The 12966-nt window shown below is 69.6% G+C and carries 9 protein-coding genes; 2 read left to right on the plus strand and 7 right to left on the minus strand.

The annotated features are described in order from the left end of the window. Positions 1–72: 72 nt before the first annotated feature. Entirely contained in the window at positions 73–744 is a 672-nt protein-coding gene (locus ACSUPR_RS11475) for a hypothetical protein (RefSeq protein ID WP_436891151.1), read from the minus strand. A 34-nt stretch (positions 745–778) separates the two neighbouring features. Next, positions 779–3004 (minus strand): type IV secretion system protein, encoded by a 2226-nt coding sequence (locus ACSUPR_RS11480; protein WP_436891152.1) that lies wholly within the window; start codon positions 3002–3004, stop codon positions 779–781. A 910-nt stretch (positions 3005–3914) separates the two neighbouring features. Here ACSUPR_RS11480 and ACSUPR_RS11485 point away from each other — a divergent pair. Then, a complete protein-coding gene (locus ACSUPR_RS11485) occupies positions 3915–4898 on the plus strand; it encodes a hypothetical protein (RefSeq protein WP_436891154.1) in 984 nt (327 codons plus the stop codon). A 616-nt stretch (positions 4899–5514) separates the two neighbouring features. Here ACSUPR_RS11485 and ACSUPR_RS11490 read toward each other — a convergent pair. Beyond that, entirely contained in the window at positions 5515–6288 is a 774-nt protein-coding gene (locus ACSUPR_RS11490; RefSeq protein ID WP_436891156.1) for an SDR family oxidoreductase, read from the minus strand. Positions 6289–6379: 91 nt separating this feature from the next. On the opposite strand from ACSUPR_RS11490, the gene ACSUPR_RS11495 reads away from it, so the two are divergent. After that, positions 6380–7318 carry a sigma-70 family RNA polymerase sigma factor gene (locus ACSUPR_RS11495; RefSeq protein ID WP_436891157.1) on the plus strand — a complete coding sequence of 313 codons (939 nt, stop codon included), beginning with the start codon at positions 6380–6382 and terminating at the stop codon, positions 7316–7318. A 674-nt stretch (positions 7319–7992) separates the two neighbouring features. On the opposite strand, the gene ACSUPR_RS11500 is transcribed toward ACSUPR_RS11495, so the two are convergent. The 4 genes from ACSUPR_RS11500 to ACSUPR_RS11515 all read right to left on the minus strand — a co-directional run bounded on the left by ACSUPR_RS11500 (position 7993) and on the right by ACSUPR_RS11515 (position 12841). Next, entirely contained in the window at positions 7993–8442 is a 450-nt protein-coding gene (locus ACSUPR_RS11500; protein ID WP_436891159.1) for a hypothetical protein, read from the minus strand. Positions 8443–8447: 5 nt separating this feature from the next. Next, positions 8448–12041, minus strand: a complete 3594-nt coding sequence (locus ACSUPR_RS11505; RefSeq protein ID WP_436891161.1) for a WXG100 family type VII secretion target — start codon at positions 12039–12041, stop codon at positions 8448–8450. A gap of 120 nt (positions 12042–12161) precedes the next feature. Next, positions 12162–12515 carry a DUF6507 family protein gene (locus ACSUPR_RS11510; protein ID WP_436891162.1) on the minus strand — a complete coding sequence of 118 codons (354 nt, stop codon included), beginning with the start codon at positions 12513–12515 and terminating at the stop codon, positions 12162–12164. After that, positions 12512–12841: a hypothetical protein gene (locus tag ACSUPR_RS11515; protein WP_436891164.1), complete on the minus strand. Its 330-nt coding sequence runs from the start codon at positions 12839–12841 to the stop codon at positions 12512–12514. The genes ACSUPR_RS11510 and ACSUPR_RS11515 overlap by 4 nt, the downstream gene beginning before the upstream one ends. Positions 12842–12966: the final 125 nt, after the last annotated feature.

Raw genomic sequence — 12966 nt, forward strand, 5'->3', positions numbered from 1 at the left:
GCGACCGCGCCGCCGACCCACCAGCGGACGGAGCCGCGGTCCCCGGGGGCACCGAAATAGGACAGCACCGGCTCACTCCTCCCCGAACTGCCCGGCGTCGGCGGGCTGGAAGTCGAAGACCCTCCACGTCCGCCCCTCCTGCACCACGGTGATCGCGAACTCCCCGAGCTCCTCGTCGAACCCGCGGTTCGCCGTCTCGGTGACGGACTGCGCCGTCACCACGAAGGTGATCGAGCTGTCCCCGAACGTGCGGATGGACTCCACCTCGGCGCGCCCCCGGGCGATCGCCTCCGCGTCCGCCATCTCCTCCCAGAAGGCCCCGGCCCGGGAGGACTCGGCCAGCACGTCGGCGTACTCGTCCGTCGCCAGTACGCGCATCGAGTCGTAGTAGGCCTCGGGGGAACCGGTGTAGTCGATCGTCCCGTAGGCCTCGGCGAACGCCTTCGCCGTCGCTCCGGCGGACCTCAGCTCCTCTTCCGGGAAGGGGAACCACTCCAGCACGTCCACATCGGCTTCCGCCGTGGTCGGGAGCGGACTGGGCTCGACATCCGACAGTCCGCCGGGGGCTCCTGCGCTGCCGCCGTTCTCTCCCTGTGTGGCCACCGCCCCCTCGGGAGGCGTGGCCGCCTCCTCGCTTTCGCCCCCGAAACCGCCCGTGCTGAAGTACACCCCGGCCCCGACCAGCACGACGATGAGTCCGATGAACACGAACCTCTGGGCACGCTCGGGGAGGGGGTTGGGCATCGTCAGGGGCCTTTTGTCGTCGGTCGGATTCGGGTCAGTCGTCGTTCAGCCAGAAGGGCACATCGCGCTTCCGGTCCCTGCGGGGAGTGCTGGAGCCCTCCCCCCAGAAGGGGGTGATGGGGGCATTGTCGCCGCGCTTGCCGGAACCACTCAACCAGCCGCCCTCGCCGTCGCCGCGCCGACGCTCCGGAGGCGCCGGTGCCGGACGGGCGGGCCGCTGCGGCGCCGGGCGGTCCCGGCGGTCGCGCGGCGCGCCCCAACGGGACCCCCGGGCGTCGGGGTTGCCCCTCGGCGGGGTGTCCTCCCGGCTGTTGAAGATGCCCCGGCCGGTGCTGGGCTCGGGCCGGTCCGCGCTCGCCGCCCGACCGGTCCCGGCCACGGGCGTGGCTCCGCCGGCGTCCCGCCGCTCGGAGCGCCCGCCGGAGGCGGTGCCGAACACCGAACCCCACCCGGTGTCACCGGCGCCGGTGTAGCCGCCGCTGGGCCGGGGCGGGATGGCGCCGCCGCGCCCGCCCAGACTCGGCGCGTCGTCAGCGGTGCGTCTGGCACCGGCGGGCCTGGGGCCGCCTTCCTGGCGGCTGACGTTGAGCGGCGGCGCGGCTCCGTTGCCCCGGACCCGGCCGTAGCCTCCGGTCCCCCGCACCCGGGTCGGTTCGGGGGCCTCGCCCACGGTCTCCTCCGCACCCCTGATCTCGGCCGCGGTACCGGGGGCGGCCGAGACCCCGGCCGCGGTCCCCGCGATGGCGGCACTGTTGCGGCGCCCCCAGTTCTGCGCCTTGAGGTAGGCCACCGGAGGCAGGACCGTCGCGCTCTTCGAGAGGACCTGGCTGTTGGCCGCGTCCCCGACGACGCGGGAGGTGAAGGAGTTCGCGTTCACCGAGGAGAACAGGTACGCGAAGGGCTTGCGGTAGACGAAGAGCGCCACCGTGAACAGGGCCAGCAGGATCATCTGGAGGCCCCAACCCAGGCTGGTCGACATGATCATGCCGTAGCACATGACCAGCAGGGAGATCAGGAGGACGACGAAGATCTGCTTGAGCAGGAACCCCACCATGAGCTCGACCCAGCGCAGCAGCACCATTCGGCCGTAGCCGGGGTGGATACCGATGAGCAGGAAGATCGGGGACAGCAGGAACAAGATCAGGAAGGCGATCTTCAGGACGATGAGGGCCACCGAACCGGCGAGGATCAGGCCGCCCGCGAAGACCGACGCGAACAGGGCCAAGGTCGCGACGCCCAACCTGCTGCCCTGGTCCTGGCCGGAGAAGAGTGGGTAAACGCTGGGATAAAACTCCTGGACGTCGGAAGCGATTGACTCGTAGGAATCCTGTTTGGCCGTGACCAGTTCGTTGGCGTCAGCCTCGCCATCCAGGATCTGCTGTTGTTCGATACGGCTGATGGCCTGAGCTTCGATGAGATCGGTTCCATGGATGTGGGCGGCCGACTCGGCGATGTCGCCGTTCCCGAACTGCCCCGCCACCCACGGCTGACACACCAGGCTCGACCACAGCATGTCCGCGTTCCGCCGCACCTGGAAGTCCGATTCCGACTCCCAGTCAGCTTTTTCGGGGGGCTCGGCACCGGATGGGCAGGTCCCCGACCCGCCCCCGTAGGGGATCTGTCCCACCGTGCTCGTCACCAACTGGCTGCCCGAGTTGACCAGGCTGCTCGCCAGCCCCATCACCTGCGCCGGATTGACCATGATCCACAGCCCCAGCGCCGTCGCCCCGATCATCCACACCGTCGACTCGATGGTGAGCGTCATCCGCTTCCGGATGAGCCCGTACCAGCCCAGCCAGATCGCGCCCAGGATGACCACGGTCGGGATGAGCGGCCGCCAGATCCCCTCCCGCAGGGTGACCACGACGTTCTCCACCAGTTCGTTGAAACTGGCGAGCAGCCCGTCCGAGGTCGCCGCCTGGTAGACGGTGATGGTCGACTGGTTGATGGTCTTGGACAGGTCCCAGGCGGTGTTCGCCAGGGTGGCCTGCGGTCCGTTGCTGATCCCGTCGACGCAGGACTCGGTGATCATGTGCCACTGCTGCCCGGCCGTCCCGTACTGCCCGTACATGCTGGCGTCGGGCGGCAGGCCGTCCGGCGATCCCTCGATGGCCGACTGGGACTGGGGCGGCACCAGCAGGCCGTCGGAGCCGCTGCCCGCGGACTCGGGCAGCGGGGCGGGTTCGCCGGGACACAGCGGGTTGGCCTGGGCCGCGGTGAGCGGCAGGACCAGGAAACCGGTCAGCAGAAGGAACGTCATCAGGAGGCGTCGCCATCCCCGCCGTCGGACGTGCTGATCCGTCATCTGCTGGCTCCTGCGTCGTCGGTCGGTGCCCTGGGGGTCATGATGGCGGACACCGTGAGGCGGGGTCCTCGCCCGATCGCCGTCGCACGGTCTCCCACCGGGCGCTCGCAGACGCGCGCCGGTGCGAGGCCGTGCACGACCACAAGGCCCCCGGATGTCTTTACCCCATCCTCTATGGTGCTCCATCACGGGGTTCGCGTACGGACGCAACGCGACGGGTTTTCGGGTTCTCTATCCGACCACACCCGAACCGGGGGTGACAAAGGGTGTACATATCAATGTTTCCCCAGCTAGTGGACACCATCGGCCTTGCACAAGCCCCAGAAATCACCCACCCGCAATTACCCCTTCCTCCCCCCTCTATGACTGGCGTCACACAGGCCTCCGTGTCCAAAAGTGGACAGTCGACTGGCAAACGGACTGGTACGCGGTGCCGATCCCGGCTTCCGCGGAAACCGCAGCCGGGTTTGTCGCAGGACCGAAAAGAGGTTCTGTAGAGAAGTCGTCGAAACCGCCCCCGCGAGCATCACACCGGTACGCAGAACCACCGGCCCCTGGGGCCACTCCGACAACAGGTGACCCGGTGGCCACGCCCCTTCTCCAAAGCGTTCCGGGAGCCGTACCCATGTCCTTTCCGCCCCATGGCGACAGCCCCGCCGGCGCCGCCCCCGGCCCGGACGCGGGGCCCGCACCAGCGCACCCCGGTGACGCCCCGAGCGCCTCAAGCGCCTCGAACGCCACGGGCGCGAACGGAGGAACCGACCCGGGAGCCGAGGCCACCGGCAGAAGGCCGCACGGCGAACGCCCACCACGCCTCATCGCCACCGGAACGGCGGCGCTCACCGGGCTGGTCGTCCTCCTCTCCATGTCGGCGCTCCTGGCCTTCGTCGATTCCGGCTTCGTCGACCTCCTCTGGGCGGAGGACGCCCGTGTCCCCCTCGGCGGTCTGCTCCTCATCACGGCCAGGGTCGGCCTGCCGCTCTGCTCCGGGCTGGCGCTCGCGCTCTGGTGGGCCCGGGTACGCCGCCCGCTCGCCGCGACGGCGCTGCTGTACGCGACGGTCCTCCTGTGCCAGGAGGCGGCGATGCTCCAGGACACCCTGCTGCCGTTCGCTCCCGGGTTCGCGGGCTGGACGGTGCTCGGCTGCCCGCTGATCGGCGGTGCCGTCCTGGTGCTGCTGCTCCGCGGACGCGGGATCCGGTTCACCGCCGGGATCGCGGCGCTGCTGCTCCTGGTACCTCTGGGGGCCGCGTGGGGGTGGCACGCGTACATGCGGGACCGCCACGTCACGACGACGGTCGCCGAACTGTCGGCGTACGAGGAGCTTCTCGCCCGGCACGGTTCCGAAAGCGGGAACCTCCTGCTCCTGGACGCCCCCGGCTGGAAGCCCCGGAACGCCACGGTGTTCCGGGATCCCGCACCGCACTCGATCCTGGTCTATGAGGGCTCCTCGGAGGAGGTCCTGACGCTCACCCAGGAGCCGCTGCCGCCGGCGGTCCCTCAGTCCGGAGGCCCCGGTGACCTGCTGTGGGAGGGGTGTTCGGCACCCGGAGCGGAATGCCTCGAAGTGTCCGTGCCGGAGGTCCTGGGGACCGGGCCGGGGGTACTGCGGCTTCCGGGTCCGGCGGAGCACGAGGGGGAGCACATCCGCCTGCTGACCCGGGGAGGTGTCGTCACCCTCGCACACGGAGGGGGTCCCGAGAGTTCGGAGGCCTTTCCCGAGGGGTCTTCCCCCGGCCCCCGGGCCGAGGTACTGGTGGAGCTGCTGGACCGGATCCGACCGGTGGGGCCGGACGATCTGCTTGCGCTGGCCGAGGCGGACACGCGCACCCTCGCGGAGATCCGCTGACACCGCCGAGGGGTGCTCCGGAGAGGCCCGGGAGGCCGGGACGGGCGGCCGGTCCGGAGGAGGTGGCGACCCGGACCGGGGCGCCCGGTGTCCCACCGGGGCCGGACCGCCTGCGGACGCAGACCGAACCGGACACACACCTCACCAAGAACCGCTGTCACATCCGGGGCCGTGACGCGGGGCGGATCCCGGCGGAGCCGGACACACCCTCCCCCGCCGGAAGCCGCTGCCGTACCCCGCTCCGTGGAATGGAACGGATCCGGCGGCACCGGTCGGCCTGTGGCCACCACACGTGCTCCTCCGCCGGGATGGGGCGGCACGCCGCGATCCACGCGAGAGACCGGGGCCACGGGCGAGCGGTGGAGACCTGGAGGAATCCGGATCCGCGGGCGGGCCCGGAGGACCGTGCCCCTGGCAACAGACCGGGAGTTCGCTCCGGTGCCCGTGTCCCTGTTCGTGCACCCGCCCCAACCGCCTCCTCCTCCGCCGCCGCAGTCGGCGGTTCGCGCCCCCTGCCGGAGCGCCCATGCGGGCCGGGGAGTGGGCACGGACGGCCTCCCGGGCCCACCCCTTCGCGAACGCCTCCGCCCCTCCGCGGACGCGGGCCTCCAGCTGGTCAGGTGCGGGCCGCCGTCCCCACCCGCTCCTCCAGGAACGCGGCCCAGGTGCGGGCGCCCCGGTCGGCGTTCGGGCCCGCCAGGTTCTCCCCCGCCCGGTAGGCGCGCCCCGCCGCACCGGGGACGCGCAGCGGCACCGTCGGCCGCCGGATCCCCCGTGCCGCCAGGTAGGTGCGCACCAGGTCGGCCATGGGCAGCACCTCCGGCCCGGCCAGGTCCGCGACCCGGCCCGCGGGTTCGCCCACCGCCAGTGCGGCGAGGCGTTCGGCGACGTCGCGCGCGTCCACCGACTCCCAGCGCAGACCGGGCAACGGCACCAGAGGCGACTTCGCCAGCGCCCGCACCGCCGTCAGCGCCAGGTCGTGGAACTGGGCGGCGCGCAGGACGGTCCACGGGACCGCGGACCCCGTCACCGCCCGCTCCGCGCCCAGCTTGGCGCGGAAGTACCCCAGCGGTACCCGGTCGGCGGCGACCACCGAGATGAGCAGCAGGTGCCCCACCCCGGCGCGCTCGGCCGCCGCCACCAGGTTGCGGGTGGCGACGTCGTCGCCCTTGGGGCCGCCCGCCAGGTGCAGGACTGTGCCCACACCGTCCAGGGCCGCGCCGATTCCCTCCCCGGTGAGCAGGTCGGCCTTCACATGTGTCAGGCCCTCGGGGGCCGGGCGGGAGCCGCGGGTGAGCAGGCGGACGTCGTGCCCGGCGTCGCGCAGCAGCGGAACGGTCAGGGAGCCGAGCGTTCCGGTACCCCCGGTGACGAGTACGGGTGCGTTCATGGTGGGCTCTCCTCTGGTGGGTGTGCGGTGGGCTCGGGCGCACCACCGGGTTCGTTGACTTGACCCGGCAGGCGAGGGGAACGTGACGGGGATGCAGGAAGTTTTTTCCGTGGCGGAGCGGTTCGAGGAGCACCGGCCCCGGCTGCGGGCCGTCGCCTACCGGATCCTGGGGTCGGTGGCCGAGACCGACGACGCCGTCCAGGAGACCTGGCTGCGGCTGGAGCGGACCGGGATCGGGAACATCGACGACCTGGGCGCGTGGACGACGACGGTGACGGCTCGGGTGTGCCTGAACATGCTGCGCTCCCGGGAGCAGCGGCGCGAGGAGCCCCTGGACGAGGCGGTGGCCGCTCCGGAGGCCGGCGGCCGCCTGCCGGACCCGCTGGTCGGGCCGGCGGGGACCCGTGCCGCCGACCCCGAGTGGGCGGCGCTGACCGCGGACGCGGTGGGGTGGGCGCTCATGGTGGTGCTCCAGGAGCTGAACCCGGTGGAGCGGGTGGCGTTCGTGCTGCACGACCTGTTCGCGGTGCCGTACGCGGAGATCGGCCCACTGGTGGAGCGCACCGAGGACACCGCCCGGCAGCTGGCCAGCCGGGCGCGGAGGCGGGTGCGCGCGCAGGGGGCGCACGGAACGGTCCCCGACGGGGACCCGGCGCAGCGGCGTCGGGCGGTGGACGCGTTCTTCGCCGCGGCACGGGAGGGCGACATCGACGCACTGCTGTCCGTGCTGCATCCGGAGGTGGTGCTGCGCTCGGACGGCGGGGTGCGCGGCCGCTACACGACGCGGATCGCGGGCGCGCGGGAGGTGGCGGGGCAGGCGGTCACGTTCCACCGGTTCGCGCCGTTCGTGCACCCGGTGTCGGTCAACGGCGCCGAGGGCGTCGTGGTGGCGGCGGGCGGCCGGGTGCTGTCGGTCATGGGGTTCGCCGTGGCCGGCGGGCGGATCACCGCCGTCGACGTCCTGGCTGATCCGGACCGCCTCGCAGCCCTGCACATCGACCTGGCGGCCCTGGGGATCCCGGAGGGGTAAGGAGCACAGGGGTCACCGCTCCCGCGAGCGATGGAGCCCGGTCCCCGAGCCCGGGAACCGGCTTCCCAGTCCCCGTTCACAAGGGGTCCGGTGTACTCCGCCGTCTCCCTGACGCCCCCGCCCTTGTCGGTCCTCGCGGCCGCGCCGTGCCCGTCCGGGGCGATCCCGGGCCCCGTACGCGGCGGCCCGGGAGATCACGGCGCACGACTCACGCCCGCCGTGGTGCCAGATGTAGACCTCGTGCAGGGGAAAGCCGCCCTCTCCCCTGCCGAGGAAGGCGGTCGCGGCGTACCCGCAGCCCAGCGCGAACCCGACGGGCGTGGGCGGACCCGGGATGTCCGGGAGGAGTGTGGAGGTGAACTCCTCCCAGGAGGCGTACCCCTGCTCAGCATGGTCCACGGTCAGGGGAACATCGGTCCGACCCCTGCGCCCGTTCCACCGAACGGTAGTAGTGGACGACCTCCACGGGGGACTCATCCACCCTCATAAGCCACGGACCTTCTCCCGAATCCGATCGGGAGCGGAGTCATCGTCCCGCGAGAACCGATCGGGCTCTCGAGCGCATTCGCACCCGCCATGAGGGGACACGGACTCCGAGAGGCAGGCCTCATTCCAGACAGTGCAAATAAAATCCGAACCTCAAAAATCAACAGCGAGCCGACAGAATCAAACCCCTAGCCCTCTCCCTCGAGAATCTCCTTCATCCATCCAGGGATATTTTCTTCGTCACGCGGAAAAATCTTCAAGTCCTGCTCATAATCTCGGACATCCGGAGCAAAACCAAATGCCGGCTTTTCGGCATAATTAAATCTGCACTTGTACTTCCCGGAACTCCACAGCTCGAGTCGCACGGAAAACCAGGTTCCCCTGCCCTGCTTGTACATGCCCGACCGAAGACGGGACGCCTTCAAGCCAGAATCATCAGGCATTTCAGCGAGTCTTTTTTCTCCGCCTTCAAATTCAACCTCCAGCCGCTCGTTAATATACCCCCCGACAATTTGAGCATCATAGGTGGCCGATTCCCAATCCACGGGAAGCCCACCGGCCAGGCTTGCCGCGATTTCGCGGATGTGCTCTTCCTGCTGAATGGGCCCCATGTCGCCCTTCTGGAATCCGAAAAACATATTCCCTACTTGAGATACGGAAGATTCACGTAAGTCAACTTCTGCTGCACGAATCCATTGATTGAGTAATTCACAATGATCGCCGACGGAGGAGGACCGAGGATGCGCATCACTTTGTCCTTGGTGGTGACCACCTTGATCAGGGGAAGTTCCCTTTCGTAGACCTGACTTACCCTAACACGGACATCAGGGGGAAGAGAAGACTGTGACATGGCCAGGTTCCAGTCACTCAAAATAGTGGGCTCGACCCTGCCCTGGAGACTCGACAAGTCCATCGAGATAAGTTTGAGAAGAGAAGTTTCAAAATTCCTATAGGAATTTTTAACGTGCCAGTCATTTGCCGCATGCTGGTTTACGTCATCTCTCATCGCAACCTGGTTCAGGCGCTCGGGGATTCCCCCGTACTCGGCGATCCCAACAATATGACCACCGTTCCATGAAACCGATTCGAACCGGGGTGGGGCCACCATCCTGGAAAACTTTCCCGGGTTCACCTTGAATTCTTCTGCCAGGATCTTGTTATACGCCTTATAGTACAGGGCGGCCGAACGCCTCACCGCCTTCTCTTCGTCTCCGATGCGCGGTGCACTGCCCCTCGTGAAGGCACCCTCTGTTTCCAGGTTATCACCCTGCGCATTGGTCTCATAAGTGAAGGACGAATTTTTCGTCTTTATTACATACAAGGAATTCGGCCGCGGATTGCTCAGCTCGGGATGTGGATCCTTCCCGGAGGCCGCCAACATTCGGACCTCCCTGATCTCGCCATCCTCGTCGGTTACATATGTCCCCCGGTAGTCATTATTCGTATCATGGACTTCATACTCCACCCGGGGCTCCAACTGATCGGCGTCACCGAATCTCTGGTCCGGACTGGGGCACAAAGAAATTTCTTCGGCTCCCCCAAGCGGACTGATGTGCTTGTGCTCCAAGCCCTCACTACGATCAATCTTCTTCGCCCCCTCGTTCAGATCGACCGGGAAATCATAAATGGGAACGTAAAAGCGCGTAGGTTTTCTACTGGAGGTCGTGGGCACCTTGACGGCAGGAGCCAGCAGGAAATTGGGGCGGGCGGAGGGATGGTTCGCATAGATGGACGGGTCGGGGGTGTTCCTGGAGCGGCCGGGGTCGGTGTCGGCGTCGATCGCCATACCTGGGGCGCTGCCCTTGAGCCGCCTTTCGAAGGGGAACCCTCCTTGGGGGTTCTGGTGCCTCCACCAGGCCAGGGCGCTCGCGGCGACGCCGTCCAGGTTGGACATGTCGTCGGCCAGCCGGAAGTCGTCGTCGGAGTCGGGTTTGGGAACGCCCCACTTCTCCCAGAGGGCGAAGCCGTCGTCCTTCCAGTTCAGCGGAGCGAGGTCGTGCGCACCGCTGTTGTGCCGGGTGGGCATGTAGTAGTCGTCGTGCCACAGCTTCGGGTCGCGGGAGCGGTACGGCACCCCCTCCTGCATCAGGCGGGCCTCGACGTACTCGTGGGCGACCAGGCGGCGGAAGGCGTTGGCCTCGGAGGCGTCCAGGGTGCCCGTCTCCGCTTTGCGCCACAGGTCGGCGATGTGGTCCATCGGCGCGAAGCGGCCACTGCGCAGGCGCCCGTCCGGCGGGGAGGCGATGTCCGCGTGCTCGCGGAAGAAGATGTGCTGCTTGATCTCATCGACCACGTTCCGGTCGAGGCCGGTGTTGGCGGCGATGCGGTCGATGTCGCCGTCGTCGGCGCGGATCTCCCTGTAGCGCTCGAGCGCCTGGGCGCTCTCCGGGACGTCGACGTACCGGTTGCCCTCGTCGTCGATGTAGGTGCCGGTGTGGTCCCGGCGGCCCACCTCGACGAGATCGCCGTTGGCGTCGTAGAAGCCGTCCCCCTCCTGGAGGTTGATCCGGGGGTTGTTGCTCCCCACGATCCCGCCGGAGCGCTGGAGGAATTCCGGTTCGCGGCGTTCTGTGTCCTCTTGGCCGCCGTTCCGCTCACGACCGGTGTCCTGGTCGAAGGCGGAGCCGTCCGGGGCGTGGGGGGTGTCCACGGCAGCGGCGTGGCCGCTGCGCCAGGAGGTGCTCTCCCGGGGGTCGGTGGCGTCCGGGGCCGGATCGCGGCGGTCGGCCGGGAGGCCGTCGGTATCCGGGTGGGACGTGTCGTCGGTCGTCGGCCTCACCGGCTCCTGGCGGAGGCGGTACTCGTCCGCGATCTCCTGGAGCCCTCCGCCCGCCGCGGCGTTCTCCGCCCTGCGGGCGGCCTCGGCGGTGGTCGCCCCCTCCGGACCGTCGGTGGGAAGAGGCCAGGCACCGCCGCCCGGAACGCCGGCGAAGACCGGGGAGCCCGGGGATCCGCCCCAGGAGTCGATTCTGAGGGCCAGGTCGGAGGTGAGCTCCTGGAGTCGGCCGTTGAGGTTCGCGAGAGTGGTGGCGGTGCCGGTCCGGAGGTCGCCCAGTCGCCGCCCCAGGTCGAAGTCCGGCAGGGAGGCGAGGCTCATGTCCCAGTCCGGGAGGAGTCGTCCCGCGCCCGAGGCGATCTGGGACGCCCTCGCGGCCAGCATGCCGCCGCGGACCGGCAGCGCCACGATGGTGAGGGCGACATTGCCCGCCCCCGTGTACACGGTGTACGCCGGGCGGTCGTCCCACTCCCTCCAGGGCACGATGTCGTGGGCGACTTCCTCCCAGACCGGTCCGGCGTTGGCCTTCATGGTCTCCCAGGAGCGCTCGTCGGCGTCGAACGGGTTCATCCACCCGTCCTCGCCGTACAGGCCGGCCATCGCCCCGTACCCCTGGAAGGTCTCCGTCTTGTGGTCGACGAAGTTGGTCACGACCTCGTCGACGCTGGTGGCCCAGCCCCGCCCCTCGCGCCACAGCCCCGTGGCGGCCACGGCCCCGACGCCCACGTCCCAGAGCATGCCGGGGCCGAAGTGGTCCCACTGGGCCATGGAGGCGTCGACGGCCCAGTCCATCGGCCAGCCGTGGTTCCCCGTCTCGAGGAAGTGCCAGGTGTCCGCGTTGAGCCGCTTCCAGTCCTCCCACTCGGTGAGGTCGTAGGCGATCTCGGGGATGTCCGCAGGGTCGATGCCGTAGACGATGTCGCCGGGCTTGGGCTCGACGGGCTCGGCCATGCTCCCGGCGATGTAGTTGTTGCCGGAGCCGGTGACGTTCTCCAGGGAGTTGGCGCAGTCCCGTTCGGCCTCCTGGAAGTCGCCCCAGGCCCGGTTGACCGCGTAGATCAGGGCCCGGTTCTCCGTGACCAGTTCCACGTCGCCGCTCCACTCCGGGTCGTCGCCGACCCGGTCGACGAAGGCCCTGGCGTCCTCCCGGAGCCGCCACAGGCGTTCCTTGGCGGAGGCCGCGGCTTCGGCGAAGGTCTCCAGGGCACCCGCGACGGCGGTGAGGTCGTCGTGGATGGTCTCGCCCTTGGTGCGGACCGGTTCCATCGCGGAGAAGAGGTCCTGGGACTCGGGGGCCGTGTAGTGGGCCTGGAGGCCCTGCCAGGACGCCTCGATGCCCGAACCGCCCTCGGAGATCTCTCCGGCGGCCTTGCGCATGTCCGCGGCGGCGCCCTCGAGGATCTCGACGGAGGTCCCCGGGTACGGGATGGCGTCGGGGACGATGAGGACGGTGTCGTCCATGGGAAGCGCGTTCTGGGCCCTGGGATCGGCTTCCGGGCGCACTACGTCGACAGGGGGCATGTTCGCTCCGTCGGGGGTCGGGGGAGATGTGCCGGGGGCGGCGGGGGCTGGGAGCGGGGGTCAGTGGGGTGCGTTCAGCGCGCCCGGGATGTCGGCGGCGGTGGCGTTCTCCTGGGCCTCCCCCGCCATCTCCAGGTCTCCGGCGAGGTAGGCGTCGACCGCCAGGCAGCAGCCCTCCATGGCCGAGCCGGCGCGCTCGACCATCTCCTCGGCGATCCCGCCGTAGCGTTCGAGGAAGAGGTAGAGCTCGCTCTGCACCGGACCGCTGCACGCGGCCGAGGCCGCGGTGACGACCGACTCCCCCGCGAGGGCGAGCGAACCGTCCAGGCCGTCACCGCTGCCGTCGCCGACCTTGTCGAACACCTCGTTGACGACCTGGCCGACGGCGGGCGCGTCGATGTCCCAGGCGCTCACCGGCTCGCTCCGCGGGCGTTGAAGCGGTCCGGGCGGAAGCCCTCAGGGGGCGGGGCGGGGGCCTCCTGGCCGGTTTCGGCCACGGCGGTGTACCCGCTGCGGGCGATGGCCGCCTCCATGCGGTGCAGGCTCGGACGGACGGCCTCGATCACCCTGGTCAGGCGGGTTCCGAGGGAGTCGGTGCGGTCGTGCATGTGCTCCAGCAGTTCCTCCTGGGAGAGCCGGGCCGGCGCGGGGGGCCGAGGTGCGGCGGGCGAGCGCGCCCCGGTGCCTGTGGCGGTCTCCTCGCCGCTCCGGTCTGCGGGTTCCAGCAGCTCGAACTTCATCGCCCCTCGTCCGCCGCGGTGGATACGGATGTGCCGTTTCTGTCAGTGATTCGTGCGTATTATGCCGATGTCCAACGACAGATCATGACTCCCCCATCGCGAAGGGTGACCTCCGTGTCCTTCGC

The organism is Nocardiopsis dassonvillei (assembly GCF_964273065.1).
Classification (GTDB): domain Bacteria; phylum Actinomycetota; class Actinomycetes; order Streptosporangiales; family Streptosporangiaceae; genus Nocardiopsis; species Nocardiopsis dassonvillei_B.

Coding starts and splice junctions, on each gene's coding strand:
- ACSUPR_RS11475 (WP_436891151.1), bottom strand. CDS start 744: ATGCCCAACCCCCTCCCCGAGCGTGCCCAGAGGTTCGTGTTCATCGGA.
- ACSUPR_RS11480 (WP_436891152.1), bottom strand. CDS start 3,004: ATGACGTTCCTTCTGCTGACCGGTTTCCTGGTCCTGCCGCTCACCGCG.
- ACSUPR_RS11485 (WP_436891154.1), top strand. CDS start 3,915: ATGTCGGCGCTCCTGGCCTTCGTCGATTCCGGCTTCGTCGACCTCCTC.
- ACSUPR_RS11490 (WP_436891156.1), bottom strand. CDS start 6,288: ATGAACGCACCCGTACTCGTCACCGGGGGTACCGGAACGCTCGGCTCC.
- ACSUPR_RS11495 (WP_436891157.1), top strand. CDS start 6,380: ATGCAGGAAGTTTTTTCCGTGGCGGAGCGGTTCGAGGAGCACCGGCCC.
- ACSUPR_RS11500 (WP_436891159.1), bottom strand. CDS start 8,442: ATGTTTTTCGGATTCCAGAAGGGCGACATGGGGCCCATTCAGCAGGAA.
- ACSUPR_RS11505 (WP_436891161.1), bottom strand. CDS start 12,041: ATGGACGACACCGTCCTCATCGTCCCCGACGCCATCCCGTACCCGGGG.
- ACSUPR_RS11515 (WP_436891164.1), bottom strand. CDS start 12,841: ATGAAGTTCGAGCTGCTGGAACCCGCAGACCGGAGCGGCGAGGAGACC.